This window comes from Streptomyces ficellus, assembly GCF_030406405.1.
GTDB lineage: Bacteria > Actinomycetota > Actinomycetes > Streptomycetales > Streptomycetaceae > Streptomyces > Streptomyces ficellus_B.
This window is the reverse complement of the sequence record NZ_JAUEPL010000022.1, coordinates 1-20712: the sequence shown is the minus strand read 5'-3', so window position 1 is coordinate 20712 and position 20712 is coordinate 1. Positions and strand designations below refer to the sequence as shown.

General features: G+C 70.6%; 19 protein-coding genes and 2 pseudogenes. 12 read left to right on the top strand and 9 right to left on the bottom strand.

Going from position 1 to position 20712, the window contains the following annotated elements:
• The first annotated feature begins 7 nt into the window (after positions 1-7).
• From nuoL to nuoN, 3 genes are read left to right on the top strand one after another with little or no spacing between them, the layout of a single operon-like run.
• A complete protein-coding gene (gene nuoL, locus QWM81_RS16140; protein ID WP_290112689.1) occupies positions 8-1957 on the top strand; it encodes an NADH-quinone oxidoreductase subunit L in 1950 nt (649 codons plus the stop codon).
• A 5-nt stretch (positions 1958-1962) separates the two neighbouring features.
• Positions 1963-3558, top strand: coding sequence for an NADH-quinone oxidoreductase subunit M (locus QWM81_RS16135; RefSeq protein ID WP_290112688.1), 1596 nt, complete (start codon positions 1963-1965; stop codon positions 3556-3558).
• Entirely contained in the window at positions 3555-5213 is a 1659-nt protein-coding gene (gene nuoN, locus QWM81_RS16130; protein ID WP_290112687.1) for an NADH-quinone oxidoreductase subunit NuoN, read from the top strand. Before QWM81_RS16135 ends, nuoN begins: the two co-directional genes overlap by 4 nt.
• A gap of 70 nt (positions 5214-5283) precedes the next feature.
• On the opposite strand, the gene fahA is transcribed toward nuoN, so the two are convergent.
• Positions 5284-6513 (bottom strand): fumarylacetoacetase, encoded by a 1230-nt coding sequence (fahA, locus tag QWM81_RS16125; RefSeq protein ID WP_290112686.1) that lies wholly within the window; start codon positions 6511-6513, stop codon positions 5284-5286.
• 276 nt (positions 6514-6789) lie between these two features.
• On the opposite strand from fahA, the gene QWM81_RS16120 reads away from it, so the two are divergent.
• Together QWM81_RS16120 and QWM81_RS16115 are read left to right on the top strand one after the other, a co-directional pair.
• Positions 6790-7800 carry a polyprenyl synthetase family protein gene (locus QWM81_RS16120; protein ID WP_290112685.1) on the top strand — a complete coding sequence of 337 codons (1011 nt, stop codon included), beginning with the start codon at positions 6790-6792 and terminating at the stop codon, positions 7798-7800.
• 123 nt (positions 7801-7923) lie between these two features.
• Positions 7924-9147: a LolA family protein gene (locus tag QWM81_RS16115; RefSeq protein ID WP_290112684.1), complete on the top strand. Its 1224-nt coding sequence runs from the start codon at positions 7924-7926 to the stop codon at positions 9145-9147.
• Between the two features lie 102 nt (positions 9148-9249).
• On the opposite strand, the gene QWM81_RS16110 is transcribed toward QWM81_RS16115, so the two are convergent.
• Positions 9250-10614, bottom strand: coding sequence for a M28 family peptidase (locus tag QWM81_RS16110; protein ID WP_290112683.1), 1365 nt, complete (start codon positions 10612-10614; stop codon positions 9250-9252).
• Positions 10615-10870: 256 nt separating this feature from the next.
• Between QWM81_RS16110 and QWM81_RS16105 the strand changes: the two genes are divergently transcribed.
• Both QWM81_RS16105 and QWM81_RS16100 read left to right on the top strand, forming a co-directional pair.
• Positions 10871-11053, top strand: a complete 183-nt coding sequence (locus QWM81_RS16105) for a hypothetical protein (protein ID WP_290112682.1) — start codon at positions 10871-10873, stop codon at positions 11051-11053.
• Entirely contained in the window at positions 11050-11265 is a 216-nt protein-coding gene (locus tag QWM81_RS16100) for a hypothetical protein (RefSeq protein ID WP_290112681.1), read from the top strand. Before QWM81_RS16105 ends, QWM81_RS16100 begins: the two co-directional genes overlap by 4 nt.
• 33 nt (positions 11266-11298) lie before the next feature.
• Here QWM81_RS16100 and QWM81_RS16095 read toward each other — a convergent pair whose 3' ends face one another.
• Positions 11299-11751, bottom strand: coding sequence for a VOC family protein (locus QWM81_RS16095; RefSeq protein ID WP_290112680.1), 453 nt, complete (start codon positions 11749-11751; stop codon positions 11299-11301).
• 21 nt (positions 11752-11772) lie between these two features.
• Here QWM81_RS16095 and QWM81_RS16090 point away from each other — a divergent pair, with 21 nt between their 5' ends.
• Positions 11773-12402, top strand: coding sequence for a CGNR zinc finger domain-containing protein (locus QWM81_RS16090; protein WP_290112679.1), 630 nt, complete (start codon positions 11773-11775; stop codon positions 12400-12402).
• A gap of 143 nt (positions 12403-12545) precedes the next feature.
• Here the strand turns inward: QWM81_RS16090 and rarD are convergent, their stop codons facing one another.
• Both rarD and QWM81_RS16080 read right to left on the bottom strand, forming a co-directional pair.
• Positions 12546-13475, bottom strand: a complete 930-nt coding sequence (gene rarD, locus QWM81_RS16085) for an EamA family transporter RarD (RefSeq protein ID WP_435372380.1) — start codon at positions 13473-13475, stop codon at positions 12546-12548.
• 172 nt (positions 13476-13647) lie between these two features.
• Complete coding sequence (locus QWM81_RS16080; protein ID WP_290112677.1) at positions 13648-14511, bottom strand: SDR family oxidoreductase; 864 nt, start codon at positions 14509-14511, stop codon at positions 13648-13650.
• A gap of 89 nt (positions 14512-14600) precedes the next feature.
• On the opposite strand from QWM81_RS16080, the gene QWM81_RS16075 reads away from it, so the two are divergent.
• Positions 14601-14996 (top strand): winged helix-turn-helix transcriptional regulator, encoded by a 396-nt coding sequence (locus tag QWM81_RS16075; RefSeq protein ID WP_290112676.1) that lies wholly within the window; start codon positions 14601-14603, stop codon positions 14994-14996.
• Between the two features lie 54 nt (positions 14997-15050).
• Here the strand turns inward: QWM81_RS16075 and QWM81_RS16070 are convergent, their stop codons facing one another.
• The 4 genes and pseudogenes from QWM81_RS16070 to QWM81_RS16055 form a co-directional block, all read right to left on the bottom strand.
• Positions 15051-16100, bottom strand: coding sequence for a 2-oxoacid:ferredoxin oxidoreductase subunit beta (locus QWM81_RS16070; RefSeq protein WP_290112675.1), 1050 nt, complete (start codon positions 16098-16100; stop codon positions 15051-15053).
• Complete coding sequence (locus QWM81_RS16065) at positions 16093-18066, bottom strand: 2-oxoacid:acceptor oxidoreductase subunit alpha (protein ID WP_290112674.1); 1974 nt, start codon at positions 18064-18066, stop codon at positions 16093-16095. Before QWM81_RS16065 ends, QWM81_RS16070 begins: the two co-directional genes overlap by 8 nt.
• A gap of 280 nt (positions 18067-18346) precedes the next feature.
• Positions 18347-18427, bottom strand: a pseudogene (locus tag QWM81_RS16060) (DNA-binding response regulator); the annotation flags it as partial.
• A gap of 200 nt (positions 18428-18627) precedes the next feature.
• A pseudogene (locus QWM81_RS16055) lies at positions 18628-18957 on the bottom strand (sensor histidine kinase); the annotation flags it as partial.
• A gap of 129 nt (positions 18958-19086) precedes the next feature.
• Between QWM81_RS16055 and QWM81_RS16050 the strand changes: the two are divergent.
• The 3 genes from QWM81_RS16050 to QWM81_RS16040 form a co-directional block, all read left to right on the top strand.
• Positions 19087-19497 (top strand): NADH-quinone oxidoreductase subunit A, encoded by a 411-nt coding sequence (locus QWM81_RS16050; protein ID WP_290112673.1) that lies wholly within the window; start codon positions 19087-19089, stop codon positions 19495-19497.
• Positions 19488-20066 (top strand): NADH-quinone oxidoreductase subunit B, encoded by a 579-nt coding sequence (locus tag QWM81_RS16045; RefSeq protein WP_290112672.1) that lies wholly within the window; start codon positions 19488-19490, stop codon positions 20064-20066. The genes QWM81_RS16050 and QWM81_RS16045 overlap by 10 nt, the downstream gene beginning before the upstream one ends.
• Positions 20063-20712: NADH-quinone oxidoreductase subunit C (locus tag QWM81_RS16040; RefSeq protein ID WP_290112670.1), on the top strand; the 650-nt coding region annotated here is incomplete at its 3' end. The genes QWM81_RS16045 and QWM81_RS16040, both read left to right, overlap by 4 nt.

Sequence of the window (20712 nt, the reverse complement as noted above, 5' to 3'; positions counted from 1 at the left end):
TTGACTCGTGGAGAACGCTGAGAACTTGATCGCGCTGCTCGTCGCGGCGCCTCTGCTGGGAGCGGCCGTCCTGCTGTGCGGCGGCCGGCGCCTGGACCGGGCCGGGCACTGGCTCGGCACCGTGCTCGCCGCCGCCTCCTTCGTCATCGGGGCGGTGCTCTTCTTCGACATGCTCGGCAGGGGCGCAGAGGAACGGACCCTGCGCCAGCACCTGTTCAGCTGGGTGCCGGTGGAGAGTTTCCAGGCGGACGTCGCCTTCCAGCTCGACCAGCTGTCGATGACCTTCGTTCTGCTGATCACCGGTGTCGGCACGCTCATCCATGTCTACTCGATCGGGTACATGGCGCACGACGAGCGCCGGCGCCGCTTCTTCGGCTACCTGAACCTCTTCCTCGCGGCGATGCTGCTGCTCGTCCTCGCCGACAACTACCTGCTGCTGTACTTCGGCTGGGAGGGCGTCGGTCTCGCGTCGTTCCTGCTCATCGGCTTCTGGCAGCACAAGCCCAGCGCGGCCACGGCCGCGAAGAAGGCCTTCCTGGTCAACCGGGTCGGCGACATGGGCCTGTCGATCGCCATCATGCTGATGTTCACCACCTTCGGGACGTTCGCCTTCGGGCCGGTGCTGGCCGCCACGGGCGAGACGTCGGAAGGGATGCTGACGGCCATCGGGCTGATGCTGCTGCTCGCCGCCTGCGGCAAGTCCGCGCAGGTGCCGCTGCAGTCCTGGCTCGGTGACGCGATGGAGGGCCCGACCCCGGTCTCGGCCCTGATCCACGCGGCCACCATGGTGACCGCCGGGGTCTACCTCATCACCAGGTCGGGCGCGATCTTCAACGCCGCACCGGACGCACAGCTGGCGGTCGCGGTCGTCGGCGCGGTCACGCTCCTCTTCGGTGCGATCGTCGGTTGCGCCAAGGACGACATCAAGAAGGCGCTGGCCGGTTCGACGATGTCGCAGATCGGCTACATGATCCTGGCGGCCGGACTCGGTCCCGTCGGGTACGCCTTCGCGATCATGCACCTGGTGACGCACGGCTTCTTCAAGGCCGGGCTGTTCCTCGGCGCCGGTTCGGTCATGCACGGCATGAACGACGAGGTCGACATGAGGAAGTACGGGGGCCTCCGGAAGTACATGCCGGTGACCTTCGTGACCTTCGGGCTCGGCTACCTGGCGATCATCGGCTTCCCGGGGCTCTCCGGCTTCTGGTCCAAGGACAAGATCATCGAGGCTGCCTTCGCCAAGGGCGGCACGGAAGGCTGGATCCTCGGCGGGGTCGCCCTGCTGGGCGCCGGCATCACCGCGTACTACATGACCCGCGTGATGCTCATGACGTTCTTCGGCGAGAAGCGCTGGCAGCCCGCCCCCGACCCGGACACGGCGCCCAGCGTCGAGCCCGGCATCGAGGTCCACCCGGGCGAGATGCCGCACCCGCACGAGTCGCCCAGGTCCATGACGATCCCGATGATCCTGCTGGCCTTCGGATCGGTCTTCGCGGGCGCGCTCTTCTCGCTGAACGGCGCGTTCGTCAACTGGCTGAGGCCGGTGACCGACTTCGAGCACGGGCACCCGCCGGTCAGCGCCGCCACGGTGACCGTCTCCACGGTCGTCGTCCTGCTGATCGGTGTGGGCATCGCGTACGCGCAGTACGGCCGCCGGCCCGTGCCGGTCGTCGCCCCGCGCGGCTCGCTGCTCACCCGGGCCGCCCGGCGCGATCTGCTCCAGGACGACTTCAACCACATCGTCCTGGTCCGCGGCGGCGAGCACCTCACGCGCTCCCTGGTGTATCTCGACCACACCCTGGTGGACGGGGTCGTCAATGGCACCGCCGCCTCGGTCGGCGGACTGTCCGGCCGGCTGCGCAAGCTGCAGAACGGCTTCGCCCGCTCCTACGCGGTCTCGATGTTGGGAGGTACGGCGGTGCTGATCGCCGCGACCCTGCTGATGAGGGGAGTGTGACGGCCATGTCGTTCCCCCTCCTGACCGCGACGGCGGCGCTTCCCGCCGTCGGTGCGATCCTCACCGCCGCCGTCCCGGCCACGCGCCGCACGGCCGCCAAGTGGCTGGCGCTGGCCGTCTCGCTCGGCACGCTGGTACTCGCCGCGCTCGTGGCCATCCGGTTCGAGCCCGGCGGCGACCGCTACCAGCTCACCGAATCGCACGCCTGGATCAAGGACTTCGGCGTGCGGTACGAACTGGGCGTGGACGGCATCGGGGTGGCGCTCATCGCGCTCACCGCCCTGCTGATCCCGTTCATCATCCTGGCCGGCTGGCACGACGCCGACTCCCTGGCTGTGTCCGACAGCGGCCCCGCCGCGGGGCACGCGAAGCGGTGGCGGCCGACGCAGGGCTTCTTCGCCCTGATCCTCATGGTCGAGGCGATGGTGATCCTCTCCTTCGAGGCCACCGACGTCTTCCTCTTCTACATCCTCTTCGAAGCCATGCTCATCCCGATGTACTTCCTCATCGGCGGCTTCGGGGACCGCGCGCACGCGGGCACCGACGAGAACGCGGCGGCCCAGCGGTCGTACGCGGCGGTGAAGTTCCTGCTCTACAACCTGGTCGGCGGGCTCATCATGCTGGCCGCCGTCATCGGGCTGTACGTCGTCGCCGGGAACTTCTCGCTGACGGAGATCGCCGAGGCGCGGGCGAGCGGGCAGCTGGAGATGGCCACGAACACGGAACGGCTGCTGTTCCTGGGCTTCTTCTTCGCCTTCGCGGTGAAGGCACCCCTGTGGCCGCTGCACACCTGGCTGCCCAACGCCATGGGCGAGGCGACCGCCCCGGTCGCCGTGCTCATCACGGCGGTCGTCGACAAGGTCGGCACGTTCGCGATGCTCCGCTTCTGCCTCCAGCTCTTCCCGGAGGCGTCGAAGTGGGCGACGCCGGCGATCATCGTGCTGGCGCTGATCAGCATCGTGTACGGCGCGCTGCTCGCGGTCGGGCAGCGGGACATCAAGCGGCTGATCGCGTACGCGTCGATCTCCCACTTCGGGTTCATCATCATGGGCATCTTCGCCATGACCAGTCAGGGCCAGAGCGGCGCGACGCTCTACATGGTCAACCACGGGCTGTCGACGGCCGCGCTGATGCTGGTGGCCGGGTTCCTGATCTCGCGGCGCGGCTCGCGGCTCATCGCCGACTACGGCGGCGTGCAGAAGGTCGCGCCGGTGCTCGCCGGCACCTTCCTGGTGGGCGGTCTGGCCACGCTGTCGCTGCCGGGTCTCGCGCCGTTCGTCAGTGAATTCCTCGTCCTGGTGGGCACGTTCGCCCGCTATCCGGTGGCGGGGATCATCGCCACCTTCGGCATCGTGCTCGCCGCGCTCTACACGCTGGTGCTGTACCAGCGCACGATGACGGGCCCGGTGAAGCCCGAAGTGCGGGCCATGCCCGATCTGCGGGTGCGTGAGCTGGTGGTCGTCGGGCCGCTGATCGCGCTGCTGCTCTTCCTGGGCGTCTACCCCAAGCCGCTGACCGAGATCGTCGAGCCGGCCGTGCGGCACACCATGTCCGACGTACAGCAGAAGGACCCCAAGCCCGAGGTGGAGGCGGCCAAGTGACTGCATCAGCCGTACCCGTCGTCCACAGCCTGTGGACGACGGCTGCCGAGCCGGTCGACAAGATCGGGGCGCCGACCATCGAGTACGCCCAGCTGGCACCCACGCTGATCGTGGTGGGCGCCGCCGTGGTGGGCATCCTGCTGGAGGCGTTCGTCCCGCGCCGCGCGCGCTACTACGCGCAGGTGTTCCTGACCGTCGTGGCGCTGGCCGCCGCCTTCGCGGCGGTGGTCGGCCTCGCGGCGGGCGGGTACGGCTCCACCAAGGCGGGCATCGCCGCGATGGGCGCCATCGCGGTGGACGGGCCCGCGCTGTTCCTCCAGGGCACCATCCTGCTGGCCTCGCTGGTCGCCGTGTTCACCTTCGCCGAACGGCGGCTCGACCCGGCCCACCACGGGTACCGGATCGACTCCTTCGCCGCCGAGGCCGCCGCCGTACCCGGCAGCGACCAGGAGAAGGCCGCGGTCAAGGCGGGTTTCACCACCACCGAGGTCTTTCCGCTGATGCTGTTCGCGGTCGGCGGGATGCTCGTCTTCCCGGCGGCCAACGACCTGCTGACGCTCTTCATCGCGCTGGAGGTCTTCTCCCTGCCGCTGTACCTGCTGTGCGCCGTCGCCCGCCGCAAGCGGCTGATGTCGCAGGAGGCAGCGGTCAAGTACTTCCTGCTGGGCTCGTTCTCCTCGGCGTTCCTGCTGTTCGGCATCGCCCTGCTGTACGGGTACGCGGGCTCCGTGTCGTACGCGCGCATCGCGGACGTGGTCGACGGGTCCGTGGCGGCGATCGATCCGGCGCTCGCCGCCACCATGGGCAATGACGTCCTCCTGCTCATCGGTGTCGCGCTGGTGCTGATGGGGCTGCTGTTCAAGGTCGCCGCGGTGCCGTTCCACATGTGGACCCCGGACGTCTACCAGGGGGCGCCGACCCCGGTCACGGGCTTCATGGCGGCGGCGACGAAGGTCGCGGCGTTCGGCGCGATGCTCCGGCTGCTGTACGTGGTGCTGCCCGGGCTGGCCTGGGACTGGCGGCCGGTCATGTGGGGCGTCGCCGTCGTCACCATGCTGGGCGGCGCGATCGTCGCGATCACGCAGACCGACATCAAGCGCCTCCTCGCGTACTCGTCGATCGCGCACGCCGGGTTCATGCTGGCCGGTGTCATCGCGGCCACGCCCGACGGGGTGTCGTCCGTCCTGTTCTACCTGGCCGCGTACTCCTTCGTGACGATCGGGGCGTTCGCCGTCGTCACACTGGTGCGCGACGCCGGTGGTGAGGCGACGCACCTGTCCAAGTGGGCGGGGCTCGGGCGGCGTTCACCGCTGGTGGCGGCGGTCTTCGCGGTGTTCCTGCTCGCCTTCGCCGGAATCCCGCTGACGTCCGGCTTCGCGGGGAAGTTCGCGGTGTTCAAGGCGGCGGCGGAGGGCGGCGCCGCGGCGCTGGTCGTGGTCGGTGTGATCTCGTCCGCGATCGCCGCGTTCTTCTACATCCGGGTCATCGTGCTGATGTTCTTCAGCGAGCCGAAGCCGGAGGGCCCGACGGTCGCCGTCCCCTCACCGCTGACGATGACGACGATCGGCGTGGGGGTCGCGGTGACGCTGCTCCTGGGCGTGGCGCCGCAGTACTTCCTGGACCTGGCCGGTCAGGCGGGGGTCTTCGTCCGGTAGCGGAGGGCGGAGAGCCGGGAGCAGTGGGTGGTCGGCGGGGTGCCGTGAGCGGCCCCCGCCGACCGCTGTTCTAGGCGCGGGCCGGTGCGATGCGGCCCGTGACCTCGCCGAGGGCGACCTTGGTGCCGTCCGGGCCCGGGGCCCAGGCCGTGAGCGTGACCTCGTCGCCGTCCTCCAGGAACGTCCGCTTGCCGGTGGACAGTTCGAGCGGCTCCTGACCGTTCCAGGTCAGCTCCAGGAGGGAGCCGCGCTGGTGCACCTCCGGGCCGCTGACCGTGCCGGAGCCGAAGAGGTCGCCCGTACGGAGCGAGGCGCCGTTGACGGTCATATGGGCCAGCTGCTGGGCGGCCGTCCAGTACATGGACGCGAAGGGCGGCTCGGAGACCACCTCGCCGTTGATCCGTACCGTGATGTGCAGGTCGAAACCGCCCGGCTCCTCGTCGTCGCCGTCGTCCAGGTACGGCAGGAGGGGGAGGTCCCGGGCCGGGGGCGCCACCCGGGCGGCGTCCAGCGCTTCGAGGGGCGTGACCCAGGCGGACACGGAGGTCGCGAAGGACTTGCCCAGGAAGGGGCCGAGCGGGACGTACTCCCACGCCTGGATGTCACGCGCCGACCAGTCGTTGAGGAGCGTCAGGCCGAAGACGTGATCGCGGAAGGAGGCGAGCGGCACGGGGCGGCCGAGCTCGGAGGGCGCACCCACGAGGAAGCCGACCTCCGCCTCGATGTCGAGCTTCAGCGACGGGCCGAAGAGGGGGGCGGCGTCGGCGGGGGTCTTGCGCTGGCCGGCCGGGCGCGTGACCTCGGTGCCGGAGACGACGACCGTTCCCGAGCGGCCGTGGTAGCCGATCGGGAGGTGCTTCCAGTTCGGGGTGAGCGGCTCGCCGTCCGGGCGGAAGATCTTGCCGACGTTGGTGGCGTGGTGCTCGGACGCGTAGAAGTCGACGTAGTCCGCGACCTCGTACGGCAGGTGGAGGGTCACGTCGGACAGGGGGTGCAGCAGCGGCTCGATGTCCGGGCGGTGGGCGGGGACCGTCACCCAGGCGGTGAGCGCCCGGCGGACGTCGCGCCAGGCGGTGCGGCCGGCGGCGAGCAGCGCGTTCAGGCTGGGCTGGGCGAGCAGCGTCGCGTACGGCGAGCCCAGCGCGTGCGCCGCGGCCCCCGCGTCCAGGACGTGGTCGCCGATGCGGACGCCGAGCCGGCGGCGGCCGGGCTCGTCGGCGGTCGTGAAGACGCCGTACGGAAGGTTGTGCGGGCCGAAGGGGTCGCCTTCGGCGAGGTCGAGCGGGCTCTGCTCGGGCATCGGTGCTTGCCTCGCTTTCCACGTGTGTGGGGGACACGTTAGATCAGCGTGCCGTACAGGGAACGCGGTTCTCCAGGTGGCGGCGGGACGCGGTCCCGGAGCCGCACCGCGTCCGGACAAAAGCCGCACTCGCCATCGTATGAGCTGTTCATGAACATACCGGTGGAGGCTGGAAGGCGCCCACGGTGATCGAAAGGGAACCGGATACGCTGACTTGAGTGAATCCAGCGACACATCGACAATCCGTGTGATCGTCACCAGACAGGAGATCCCCTCGTGACCGCAGTCGGGCCGTTCGGGCTGAACGTGCGGGACCAGGCTCTTGAGGCCGATGTCCAGACCGGATTGGCGGCCGTCGAGGCAGGACTCCTCGATGCCACCAAGAGCGACGTGCCGTTCATCACCGAGGCGGCACAGCACCTCGTACGGGCCGGGGGCAAGCGTTTCCGTCCGCTGCTGGTGATGCTCGCCGCGCAGTTCGGCGACCCGCACGCGCCGGGTGTCGTGCCCTCGGCCGTCGTGGTCGAGCTCACACACCTGGCGACGCTGTACCACGACGACGTGATGGACGAGGCCGAGGTACGCCGCGGGGTGGAGAGCGCCAACGCCCGCTGGGGCAACTCGGTGGCCGTCCTGACGGGTGACTTCCTCTTCGCGCGCGCCTCGCACATCCTGGCGGACCTGGGCCCCGAGGCGGTACGCATCCAGGCGGAGGCCTTCGAGCGGCTGGTCACCGGGCAGATCCTGGAGACGGCAGGGCCCAGGGACGGGCGCGACCCGGTCGAGCACTACCTGGACGTCATCGCCGGCAAGACCGGCTCGCTGATCGCCGTCTCGGGACGCTTCGGCGCGATGATGTCGGGCGCCGACGAGCGGACCGTGGACACCCTCACGCAGTACGGGGAGCGGCTCGGCGTCGCCTTCCAGCTCGCCGACGACGTCCTGGACATCGCCTCCGACTCCCACGAGTCCGGCAAGACCCCGGGTACGGATCTGCGGGAGGGCATCCCCACGCTGCCGGTGCTGCACCTGCGGGCGCGGGCGGCGGCGTCCGGGCTGGCGGGCGACGTGGAGCTGGTCGAGCTGCTGGACGGCGACCTGACGGACGACGCGCGGCACGCGGAGGCGCTGCGGCGGCTGCGCGCCCACCCGGCGCTGGAGCAGGCGCGGCGGGACACCGTGCGGTACGCGGAGGAGGCGCGGGCGGCGCTGGCGCCACTGCCGGAGTGCTATGCGAAGGCGGCGCTGGAGGAGCTGTGCGACCTGGTGGTGCACCGGGCGGGGTAGGGACGCTCCGGGTCGGGGTCATCCTTGAGCAGTACGGAAGTTGAGCCCGGGGGCTGACGCCTGTGCGGTGCCGTTTTGGTCAGATTGAGGCAGATGGCTCGCTGACCACGGAGGTAGGCATACATGGCACCGAACGACAGCACCGGGCGCCGCGGCATGGCGCGTTACGCGGTACCGGTCGCGGTGGCGGGGGTGGCGGCGGCGACGATCGGGCTCGTCCCGGCGCTCGCGGCATCCGGCGACCCCGAGCTGCCGAAGATCACGGCACAGGAGCTGATCGAGAAGATCGCCGCTTCGGATGCGCAGCAGCTCTCCGGCACGGTGAAGATCACGACGGACCTCGGCCTTCCGTCGCTCGCCGGGCTCGAAGGTCTCGCGTCGGGTGCGGCCTCCGGTTCGGGTTCCGGTTCGTCTTCCGGTTCGGGTTCGGGTTCGGGTTCCGGTTCGGGTTCGGCTGAGGGGCCTGCCGCCGATCCGCAGGCCAAGCTGATGGAGCTGGCCACCGGCACGCACACGCTGCGGGTCGCGGCGGATGGGCCGGACAAGCAGCGGCTGTCCATCCTGGACGACGCCGACGAGTACAGCCTGATCCACAACGGCGACGACGTGTGGGCGTACGACAGCGCGTCCAACGAGGCCGTGCACATGGCGGGAGGCGGCGGCAGCGGCGCGGCCGAGGCCCCGGCGGAGGACGTGCCGGCCACCCCGAAGGACCTGGTGGACCAGGCGCTCAAGGCCGTGGACGACACGACGTCGGTGACGGTCGACGGTACGGCCCGGGTCGCCGGGCGCGACGCGTACCAGCTGGTCATCAAGCCGAAGCAGAGCGGGTCGACCATCGGGTCGATCAAGGTCGCGGTGGACGCGGGGAACGGCGTACCGCTGAAGTTCACGCTCACGCCGAGCGGGGGCGGCAAGGCGGCGATCGACGCGGGGTTCACCAAGGTGGACTTCGCCAAGCCCGCCGCGTCGGTGTTCGACTTCGCGCCGCCCAAGGGCGCGAAGGTGACGGAGGCGCCGGCCGGGGCCGCGGAGCCGGACGCTCAGGACGCTCCGTCCGGTCCCTTCGCTTCTTCGGGAGCGGGAGCGGAGGAGTTCGACGGTCTGAACGTCATCGGCGAGGGCTGGACGTCCATCGCCACGCTCACCGCCCCGGGCGGCGAGGGCGTCCCGGCGGAGGCCGGCCAGTTCCTGGACGCGCTCGGCGACAAGGTGACCGGGAAGTTCGGCACGGGCACGGTCTTCACGACGCGCCTGGTCAACGCGCTGCTCACGGACGACGGCACGGTGTACGTGGGCGCGGTCACCCAGCAGGCGCTGGTCGACGCGGCGAACGGCGCCAAGTAGCGCGGTCAGGCGGTCGGGGCAGCCGTACGTGGGGGCCGACGCCTCCCACGTACGGCTGCCGTGCTTACGCGCGGAACGCTCGGGGCTCAGACGCGCACAGGCTCAGAACGTCAGGCGGAAGGCGTTGATGTAGCCGGTGTCCTGGGAAGCGACGTCCTGGACCCGCAGCTTCCACGCGCCGTTCGCCGCCTCGCCGGCGGCGTCCACCGTGTAGGTCGCCCTGACGTTGTCCGCCGAGTCCGAGGAACTGGAGTTCTTCAGGCGGTACGCCGTGCCATCGGGCGCGAGCAGGTCGACGACCAGGTCGCCGCGCCAGGTGTGGACGATGTCGACGCCGACCTGGAGCGCGGCCGGCGCGTTGCCGCTGCGGCCCGAGACCGTGACCGTCGAGGTCACGGCCGCGCCGTTGTCCGGGATGGCGACGTCGGCGGTGTTCTCGTACGTGTCCCCGGTCGGCGGCGGTTCGGTCGTACCGGCGGACAGCGTCCATACGCCGTGCGCCAGCGCGTCGCTGTTGCGGTCGAGCCCGGTGTCGTTGATGTTCGACGTGGTGTCGCAGGACGAGTGGTAGCAGCGGTCGAATGCCTGGCCCGCCGTACCGCCCCACTTCTGCGCCTGCGCGCTGGTCTTCGTACGGCTCGCACCGGTGAACAGGCCGCCGACCGGGATGCCGGCGTTCTTGAACGAGGCGTGGTCGGACCGGCCGTCCCCCTCCGTCTCGATCTCGGTCGGGACGCCGATGGAGGCGAAGTAGTCCTTGAACGTCTTCTCGATCGCCGGATCGTCGTCGTACACGAAGTAGCCGGGGTTCGGCGAGCCGATCATGTCGAAGTTCAGGTAGCCGGCGACCTTGGCGCGCTCGGTCGTCGGCAGGCTGTTGACGTAGTGCTTCGAGCCGACCAGGCCGAGCTCCTCCGCGCCCCACCAGGCGAAGCGGAGGTGCTTGGCGGGCTTGAACTGGGCGCGGGATACGGCGAGCGCGGTCTCCAGCACGGCGGCGGAACCGGACCCGTTGTCGTTGATGCCCGGCCCCGAGGACACGGAGTCGAGGTGGGCGCCGGCCATGAGGACCTGGTTGGTGTCGCCGCCGGGCCAGTCGGCGATGAGGTTGTAGCCGGTGGCGCCGCTGGAGGTGAACTGCTGGACGGTGGTGGTGAATCCGGCCGCGTCCAGCTTCGCCTTCACGTAGTCGATGGACGCTTTGTAGCCGGGGCGGCCGTGGGCGCGGTTGCCGCCGTTGGCGGTGGCGATCGACTGGAGCTGGGTGAGGTGCGCCTTGACGTTGGCGAGGGGTATGTCGGGGGCGGCGGCTGCGGCTGCGGCTGCCGTTTCCGCGGCGGGGGCGGCGGGGGCTGCCGGCGCTGCGGCTCCGGCGGGGGCGGTGGTGGCGAGGAGGCCGGCGAGGGCGAGGGTGAGTGCGGCGGTCGCGGCGGTACGTCTGGGTATGTGGTGCTCGGAGACGTTCATGTGGGGGCTCCGGATTCCGTACGGGGATGGAACGGAACGTGCGAGACGCCCCGGCCGTATCGGCGCGGGGCGTTGGAGCTACTGGTGCGATGTGCGTGCTGAATGTTCAGCGAGAGGTTGACTCACCGTCAAGAGCGGAATCCGGTCATACGTGTTCGGATCTCGAACAGGCGGGCGTATCGCGGAATGGTCAATGCCGCACGGCCGTTGGGACACGGGTGTTCCGCGTGGCGGGCCCGAGGGGGATGCTGCGGGAATGCGGGAGCATGCGCACGGCCCAGCGGAATTCCCCGGTCTCTGGCACCGGTTCGGCGAGTTGGGTGTCTTCGACGTGCTTGTGGCCATGCTGGCGCTGCTCGCCGTGCTGGGTGCCGTGGTGTTCCTCGGTTCCCCTCGCCGACCCGGGCGGCGCGGCAAGGGGCCGGGGGAGGGGCCGTGATCCGGGATTCCTGGCTCTTCCTGCTGGATCTGCTCCTCGCGTTCGTGGCGTACGTCTTCGTGTACTTCGCTTTCTGGATGCTGTGCGTGATCGGTGTGCTGATCTGCGCTTTCACCCTCTGGTCGCGACTGGCCCGCCCGGCGGCGTACGAGGCCGAGGAGGCCGACGCCGGCGGCCTGGCGGGCTTCCGGTGGGAGGAAGAGGAGCCGTAGCGGACACCTCGCGGTGCGCGCGGAACCCGCTCCTCAGTGCACGCAGAACTCGTTGCCCTCCGGGTCCGCCATCACCGTCCACTCGCCGCCGGGTTCCCTGACCTCGCGCAGGACGGTCGCGCCCAGGGCCTTGAGCCGTGCCACCTCCGCCTGCCGCTGCCCGGGCGCGGGGTGCAGGTCGAGGTGGAGGCGGTTCTTCCCGGTCTTCGGCTCCGGTACGCGCTGGAAGAGCAGTCGCCTGCCGAGTCCGGTGCCGGTCTCCTCCTGGTACGGATCGTCCGGATGCCGGACGGCGATCAGATCCCGCCATGCACGGCGGCCGTGCGCCTGGACGGTCAGCTTCTCCGTCACGTGTCCGAGGCCGATCAGCCGGTCGATGAGGGCGCTGTTGTCCTCGACCAGGTAGCCGAGGGCCTCGGCCCAGAAGTCGGCCTGGGCGTGCGGGTCGGCCGCGTCGATCACAAGCTTCCAGTGGAGCGTCGTCATGTAACCACTTATATTGGTTACGTGAGCTGGTCGGCAACGGGTTTGACGCTGCACACGCCGGAGGGGCAGCCGTACCGCTTCGATCCGGGCGCGCTGTGCCTGGAGCTGCTGCCCACGGGCGGCCCGGGACCCCTGGCCCGGTACGAGGTGCTCGACACCCCCGGCGGGCTGCTCGCCTGGGTGGCCGCCAGCCGCCTCGCCCCCGGCCTGCGGCTGCGGCCGGTCGGGGAGCGGGACCTCGCGGCGGTACGGGAGCTGCGTGACGCCCTGCACGGGCTCACCGCCGCCCGCGCGCACGGCCGCGCCCTCGCGGTCGCCGATCTCGCCGTGGTGAACGCTGCGGCGGCCGCACCGCCGCTGGTGGTCCGCATGACGGTGGCCGGGCGGCGCGAGTGGGCGCCCGGCGCGAGCGTGGCCGGGCTGGTGTCGACGATCGCCCGGGACGCCATCGACCTGTTCACCGGCCCGTACGCGGACCGCGTCCGCGAATGCGGCGCGCACGACTGCACCCTGCTCTTCGTCGACACCTCCCGCCCGGGCCGCCGCCGCTGGTGCGCGATGGAACGGTGCGGCAACCGCCACAAGGTGCGGTCCCACCGCGCCCGTACCGGAACGGGCGCCGGTAAACCGGAACGGGAGGAGGAGCCATGACGCGCACAGGGGCTCACCTCACCAAGGACGCCGGCCGGGAGATAGGCGTATCGAAGACCCTGCCCCTGTCCTGGAGGCCCGGCGGCCGGGCGGTCCTTGCTCCGGGCCGGCGGCCCGGCGGCCCTGGCTCCGGCCTGGGAGACCTAGACCTTGGGCGCCTCTTCGCGCGGCGGGGTCACCGGCCGCACGGTGCCGCCGACCGTCTCCGCCGCCAGGCTCAGCGCCGCCGCTGCCGCCTCCGCCCGCGTACGCCGTGACGTCCGCAGCGCGTCCCACGTGAGGACCGTCAGGGCCAGCCAGACCAGCGAGAAGCCCGCCCATCGCTCAGGCGGCATCGCCTCGTGGAAGTAGGCGACGCCCAGCAGGAACTGGAAGACCGGCGCGAGGTACTGCAGCAGGCCCAGGGTGGACAGCGGCACCCGGATCGCCGCCGCGCCGAAGCAGACCAGCGGCACGGCGGTGACCACGCCCGTCGCGGCGAGCAGTGCCGCGTGCCCCGCGCCCGCCGTGCCGAAGGTGGCCGAGCCCTGGGAGCCCAGCCACAGCAGGTACGCCAGCGCCGGCAGGAACTGGACGGCGGTCTCCGCCGCCAGCGACTCCAGACCCCCGATGTTGACCTTCTTCTTCACCAGGCCGTACACGGCGAAGGAGACGGCGAGGGTGAGGGAGATCCACGGCGGCTGTCCGTAACCGACCGCCAGCACGAGCACCGCCGAGAGGCCGGTGCCGACCGCCACCCACTGCGCGGGCCGCAGCCGCTCCTTCAGCAGCAGTACGCCCATGGCGATGGTGACCAGCGGGTTGATGAAGTAACCGAGGGACGCCTCGACGACATGGCCGGTGTTCACGGCCCAGATGTACAGGCCCCAGTTGACCGTGATGACCGTCGCGGCGACCGCGATCAGGCCGAGCTTGCGAGGCTGCCGCAGCAGCTCGCGTATCCAGCCCCAGCGGCGCAGCGCGAGCAGGGCGATACCGACGACGATCAGCGACCACGCCATACGGTGAGCCAGGATCTCGATGGCCCCGGCCGGCTTCAGCAGGGGCCAGAAGAGGGGCACGAGCCCCCACATGCCGTAGGCGCCCACGCCGTACAGGAGTCCTGCCCGCTGCTCGCCGCCGCTCTTCGCCGCCACTGGCCGCCGCCTTTCGCCTGCCCTGTCCCGCACCTGCCCTGCGGACGAAGGTAGCGCCGCGCGAGGCGGGCTGTCATGCCCGTACCGCGATACGGTCATGACGCATGCGTCACAGCCGCTGGAGCGCCTGCGCCACCGTGTAGGCGAGCGGGGTCGTCGGGCGGCCGATCAGGCGCGCGAGGTCGCCGCTCGTGCGGGCCAGCCGCCCGCGCTCGATCGCCTTGTCGACATCGACGAGGATCGCGGCGAACGCCTCGGGGACCCCGGCGCCGGTGAGGATGGCCAGGTGCGTCTCGGCGGGCACGTTGGTGTACGCGATGGCCTTGCCGGACTGGCGGGCGACCTCCGCCGCGTACTCGGCAAGCGACCACGCGGTGTCGCCGCTCAGCTCGTACGCCGTGCCCAGGTGGCCCTCCTGGGTCAGGACGGCGGCGGCAGCGGCGGCGTAGTCGGCGCGGGCGGCGGAGGCGACACGACCCTCGCCCGCGTTGGCGACGACGGCGCCGTGTTCGAGGACCGGGGCGAGGTTCTCGGTGTAGTTCTCGGTGTACCAGCCGTTGCGCAGCAGCGTGTACGGCAGGCCCGCGTCGAGGATCAGCCGCTCGGTGATCCTGTGCTCGGCGGCCAGGTCGAAGTCGGCGTCGGGGCCGCCCAGGACGCTGGTGTACGCGAGCTGTGCGACCCCCGCCGCCTTGGCCGCGCTGATCACGGCGGTGTGCTGCGGTACGCGCCGGCCCACCTCGCTGCCGGAGACCAGCAGGACGCGGTCGCCTGCCTCGAAGGCGTCCGCCAGCGTCTCGGGGTGGCTGTAGTCGGCGATGCGCAGCTCGACGCCGAGCGCCGCCAGACCGGCCGCCTTCTGCTTGTCGCGTACGACGGCGGCGATGCCGGCCGCCGGGACGCCGCGGTCCAGCAGGGCGTCGACGACGAGGCGGCCGAGGTGTCCGGTGGCTCCGGTGACAACGATGCTCACGGGGGATCTCTCCGTTCCTGGGGTGCGCACACCACCGTACGGAGAGCGCTAACTATTGGAAAGTACCCACCTTGAAGTAAGGTACTGGCATGAGCGTAAGGAAGGTGGGCGTAAGGAAGGTGACGAAGCCGGACGTCAACGACGCGATGTGCCCTTCCCGCGTCGTCCTCGAACACGTCACCAGTCGCTGGGGCGTGCTCATCCTGGCCGCCCTGCTGGAGCGCCCGTACCGCTTCAGCGAATTGCGCCGCTCCATCGGCGGGGTCAGCGAGAAGATGCTCGCCCAGACCCTCCAGACCCTGGAACGGGACGGATTCGTCCACCGCGACGCCAAGCCCGTCATCCCCCCGCGTGTGGACTACTCACTCACCGCGCTCGGCAAGGAGGCCGCCGAGCAGGTGTGGTCCCTCGCGCGGTGGACGGAGGAGAAGGTCGACGCCGTCCAGCGCGCGCGCACGGCATACGACGAGGCCCGGAACTCCTGAGGGAGCCCCGGGCCTTGCCGACGTGTCCGCCGACGCGTCTTCAGTGCGCGGGCGTCAGCCGATGACCGTCCAGGTGTCGTTGCCCGCCAGCAGCGCGGCCAGGTCTCCCTTGCCGTACTGCTCGATGGCCGTGTCGAGCTGGTCGGCCATCAGCGTGTCGTAGACGGGCCGGTCGACGGACCGGAACACACCGATCGGCGTGTAGTGCAGCGTGTCCGGGTCCGCGAGCCGGGAGAGCGCGAACGCCGTGGTGGGGCTCGCGCTGTGCGCGTCGTGCACCAGGACCTGCGCCTCGTTCCCGGCCGTCACGGGCACCACCTTCAGATCGCCGGTGGCCGCGTCCCGCACGACACCCTTCGAACCCTCGGGCCCGAATCGGATCGGCTGCCCGTGCTCCAGGCGGATCACCGCTTCTTCCGCCTGCTGCTTGTCCTTCAGTGCGTCGAAGGCGCCGTCGTTGAAGATGTTGCAGTTCTGGTAGATCTCCACGAGCGCGGTGCCGGGGTGGTCGGCGGCGGCGCGCAGGACCTCGGTGAGGTGCTTGCGGTCCGAGTCGACCGTCCGGGCCACGAACGACGCCTCCGCGCCGAGCGCCAGCGACACCGGGTTGAACGGCGCGTCGAGCGAGCCCATGGGCGTCGACTTGGTGATCTTGCCGACCTCGGACGTCGGCGAGTACTGACCCTTGGTGAGGCCGTAGATCCGGTTGTTGAACAGCAGGATCTTGAGGTTGACGTTGCGGCGGAGCGCGTGGATCAGGTGGTTGCCACCGATGGAGAGCGCGTCGCCGTCGCCCGTGACCACCCAGACGGACAGGTCGGTACGGGAGGACGCCAGGCCGGTCGCGATCGCGGGGGCGCGTCCGTGGATGGAGTGCATCCCGTAGGTGTTCATGTAGTACGGGAAGCGGGACGAGCAGCCGATACCGGAGACGAAGACGATGTTCTCCTTCGCCAGTCCGAGCTCGGGCATGAAGCCCTGCACGGCGGCGAGGATCGCGTAGTCACCGCAACCGGGGCACCAGCGCACTTCCTGATCGGACTTGAAGTCCTTCATGGACTGCTTCGCCTCGGCCTTGGGCACCAGCTTCAGCGCCTCAGTCATGGATGGCCTCCTTGAGAGCCGTGGCAAGCTGCTCCGCCTTGAACGGCATGCCGTTCACCTGGTTGTAGCTGTGCGCGTCGACCAGATATTTCGCCCTGATGAGCGTGGCGAGCTGGCCGAGGTTCATCTCGGGCACGACGACCTTGTCGTACCGCTTGAGTACATCGCCGAGGTTCCTCGGGAACGGGTTCAGGTGGCGCAGGTGGGCCTGCGCGATGGACTCGCCGGCCGTGCGGAGCCTGCGTACGGCGGCGGTGATCGGGCCGTACGTCGATCCCCAGCCCAGCACCAGCGTCCTCGCCCCGCTGGGGTCGTCGACCTCCAGGTCCGGCACGTCGATGCCGTCCACCTTGGCCTGGCGGGTGCGGACCATGAAGTCGTGGTTGGCCGGGTCGTAGGAGATGTTGCCCGTGCCGTCCTGCTTCTCGATGCCGCCGATGCGGTGCTCCAGCCCCGGCGTACCGGGCAGGGCCCAGGGGCGGGCCAGGGTCCGCGGGTCACGCTTGTACGGCCAGAAGACCTCAGTGCCGTCGGCGAGGGTGTGGTTGGGACCGGTGGTGAACTGCACCCGCAGGTCCGGCAGCTCGTCCAGGTCCGGGATGCGCCAGGGCTCGGAGCCGTTGGCGAGGTAGCCGTCGGAGAGCAGGAAGACCGGGGTGCGGTAGGTGAGCGCGATACGTGCCGCGTCCAGCGCCGCGTCGAAGCAGTCCGCCGGGGTCCTCGGCGCGACGACCGGCACCGGCGCCTCGCCGTTGCGCCCGTACATCGCCTGGAGCAGGTCCGCCTGCTCCGTCTTGGTCGGCAGACCCGTCGACGGGCCGCCGCGCTGGATGTCGACGACCAGCAGCGGCAGCTCCAGCGACACCGCGAGCCCGATCGTCTCGGACTTCAGCGCCACACCGGGCCCGGAGGTGGTGGTGACGGCCAGCGATCCGCCGAAGGCGGCGCCCAGGGCGGCGCCGATGCCGGCGATCTCGTCCTCGGCCTGGAAGGTCCGCACACCGAAGTTCTTGTGCTTGGACAGCTCGTGGAGGATGTCGGACGCCGGCGTGATCGGGTACGAGCCCAGGTACAGCGGCAGATCGGCCTGCCGGGAGGCGGCGATCAGCCCGTACGACAGGGCCAGGTTCCCCGAGATGTTGCGGTACGTGCCGGTGGGGAACGCCTGCGTGGCCGGGGCGACCTCGTAGGAGACGGCGAAGTCCTCGGTCGTCTCGCCGAAGTTCCACCCCGCCCGGAACGCGGCCACGTTCGCCTCGGCGATCTGCGGCTTCTTGGCGAACTTCTGCCGCAGGAACCTCTCCGTGCCCTCGGTCGGCCGGTGGTACATCCAGCTCAGGAGCCCGAGCGCGAACATGTTCTTGGAGCGCTCGGCCTCCTTGCGGGGCAGCCCGAAGTCCTTCAGCGCCTCGATCGTCAGCGTCGTCAGCGGCACCGGGTGCACGCGGTACCCGTCCAGCGAGCCGTCCTCCAGCGGGGAGGTCTCATAGCCCACCTTGGCCATGGCGCGCTTGGCGAACTCGTCCGTGTTGACGATGATCTCGCCGCCGCGCGGCACATCGCCGATGTTCGCCTTCAGCGCGGCGGGGTTCATCGCGACCAGGACGTTCGGCGCGTCGCCCGGCGTGAGGATGTCGTGGTCGGCGAAGTGCAGCTGGAACGAGGAGACGCCCGGCAGCGTGCCGGCGGGGGCCCGGATCTCGGCGGGGAAGTTCGGCAGGGTCGACAGGTCGTTGCCGAACGACGCCGTCTCCGACGTGAAGCGGTCACCCGTGAGCTGCATACCGTCGCCGGAGTCACCCGCGAAGCGGATGATGACCCGGTCCAGACGGCGTACTTCCTTCACCGCGCCGTGCTGCCCGCCACCGCGCTGCTCCCCGACGAGAGCCTCGTTCGCCTGGCTGACCTCGTTGGCCCCACCGGCTCCGTCGGCCTGCTCGGCTGGGCTACTGACCTGGCTGGTCACTGAACTGGACCTCCCTCGAGACAAGGGGTCTCCCCGCCGTCGGCGGGGGAACGCTCGGGAGACCGCCGGCCGACCGCGGCCGTTGCCGTCCCAAGGTCCACCCTACGTCCGTAAGGGTCGCCCTCCCTGGACCGCTCATATGATGGACGCCTTTTCGCCCTTACGCCCTGGATCATCATGCTTCGTCTCCCCCCGCGTCCTTGGGTAGCGACGCTCCCGTCTCATGCTTTGGTTCTAGGCCGTGCGGCCGACCTCGTACGTCAGCTGCTCAGGTAGGTCAGCCCCGGTCGGTCAGCAGCCGGGTCGGTCCCTCCCGAAGGAGTACGGAATCCTCGGCGACCAACCGCACCCTGTCCTGCACCACGGCCCTGCCTCCCCCATGGCTCGATGCGCCCGACGCGGTTCCCGCGTCTGCGACCAGCATCCCAGCCTCCGGACGCTCATGGGCTGGTCTGTGGATAACTCGCCATCGCCCTGCGGGGACAGCGGGCCGGGGGAGGGTCGGCGGGCCGGGCGGCATCAGCCCCGCCACGGCAGCTCGGCGGTGATCGTCGTCGGCCCTCAGGCCGGCGAACGCACGGCGGGGATCCCGTCCACCGCGTCCAGCCGTACGGTCAGCCCCGCAAGGCCGCTGCCCGCGGTTATGTCCGCACGGCCCCGGCCGTCGCCCGTCACCTGGAGCATCAGCCTGTCCTCCACTCGCCATACGCCGACGGTGGCACGGCTGGCTCGGGCGTGCTTGGAGACGTTCTGGAGCAGTTACGAGACGGTGAAGTAGGCGATGCCCTCGATGGCCGGTGCGGGCCGGGCCGGCAGATCCAGCTCCACCCGGACCGGCACGGCGCAGCGGGAGGCGACGGCGGCCGTGTCGGCGACCACGCCCCGGTCCGACTCCGGCCGTAACCCCTTGAAGTGCGGCACAGCTGATTACCCGCGCTTTGCCAGGGCCTAGACTCGCGTGCGTACAGATCGCATAAGCATCGCCGCGAGGCGCGAGGGCAGGGAGCGAGGGGCGCGGACGTGCCGGAACCGACCGTATTGAGCGTATCCACCGTACTCGCCGTCGACTATTTCCAGAGCTATTCGGTCGTCGGCCTGCTCGCCCTGCTCGGGGTCCTCTTCGTCGCGGTGGCCTTCGGGGCGGGGCGGCTGCTGCGGCCCGTCGTACCGACGCCGGAGAAGCTCCTGACGTACGAATGCGGCGTCGACCCGGTGGGGGAGGGCTGGGCACACACCCAGGTCCGCTACTACGTCTACGCTTTTCTGTACGTCATCTTCGCGGTGGACTCGATCTTCCTCTTCCCGTGGGCGACCGTCTTCGCCGCACCCGGTTACGGCGCCACGACGCTGGTCGAGATGTTCATCTTCCTCGGCTTCCTTGCCGTGGGACTGCTCTACGCGTACAAGAAGGGCGTCCTGACATGGACGTGACCCCTGTCGATCTTCCCGAGCCGAAGCGGCTGGGAGCCCTCTCGCGGCTCGCACCCGAGCCCATGAAGGTGGTCCTGAACTGGGGCCGCCGCTACAGCCTGTGGGTCTTCAACTTCGGGCTCGCCTGCTGCGCGATCGAGTTCATCGCCGCGTCGATGGCCCGGCACGACTTCATCCGGCTCGGCGTGATCCCGTTCGCACCGGGCCCGCGCCAGGCGGACCTGATGGTCGTCTCCGGGACGGTGACGGACAAGATGGCGCCCGCCGTGAAGCGGCTGTACGAGCAGATGCCCGAGCCCAAGTACGTCATCTCCTTCGGCGCCTGCTCCAACTGCGGCGGTCCGTACTGGGACTCGTACGCCGTCACCAAGGGCGTCGACCAGATCATCCCCGTGGACGTGTACGTGCCCGGCTGCCCGCCGCGCCCCGAGGCACTGCTCCAGGGCATCCTCAAGCTCCAGGAGAAGATCGCCCGCGAATCCCTGGGCGAGCGGTACGGCCACGGGCGCGCGACGCCCACCGGCCGGCTCCGCAGCGGTCTGGTGCTCCCTCCGGGAGGTACGGCGTGAACGCCTACGACCGTCTTCCCGAGGCCGTCACCGAGGTCTTCGGCGAGGACGCGACGGCCGAGCGGACGTATGACCTCCTGACCGTCGACGTGCCGGCCGAGTCCTGGACGGCCGCGTTGGAGACGGCCCGGGACGAGCTGGGCTGCACGTATTTCGACTGGCTGAGCGCGGTCGACGAGCGGGGCACCGGCTTCCGTGTCTGCGCCCATGTCGTCGCCCTGGAGAGCCGCCGGGTGAGGCGGCTCCTGCTGCGCACGACCGTGCCGCACGACGCGCCCGCCCTGCCGAGCGCCGTGGGCGTGTACGCGGGCGCGGGCTGGCACGAGCGCGAGACGCACGAGATGTTCGGCGTGACGTTCACCGACCACCCGCACCTGGTGCCGCTGCTGCTGCCGGACGGCTTCGAGGGCCACCCGCTGCGCAAGGATTTCGTGCTGGCCGCCCGCGTCGCCAAGGCGTGGCCGGGCGCCAAGGAGCCGGGCGAATCCGAGCACGGCGGACCCAAGCGGCGCCAGATGCTGCCGCCGGGCGTCCCCGACCCGAACGAGTGGGGTCCCCTGAAGGGCCAGCTCCCGCCCGCCCCCGCCCGCCCGGCCCGCGCCGTGCGCGTGCGGCGGACCGGGCGGTCGCCGGCGGGGCGCGCGGC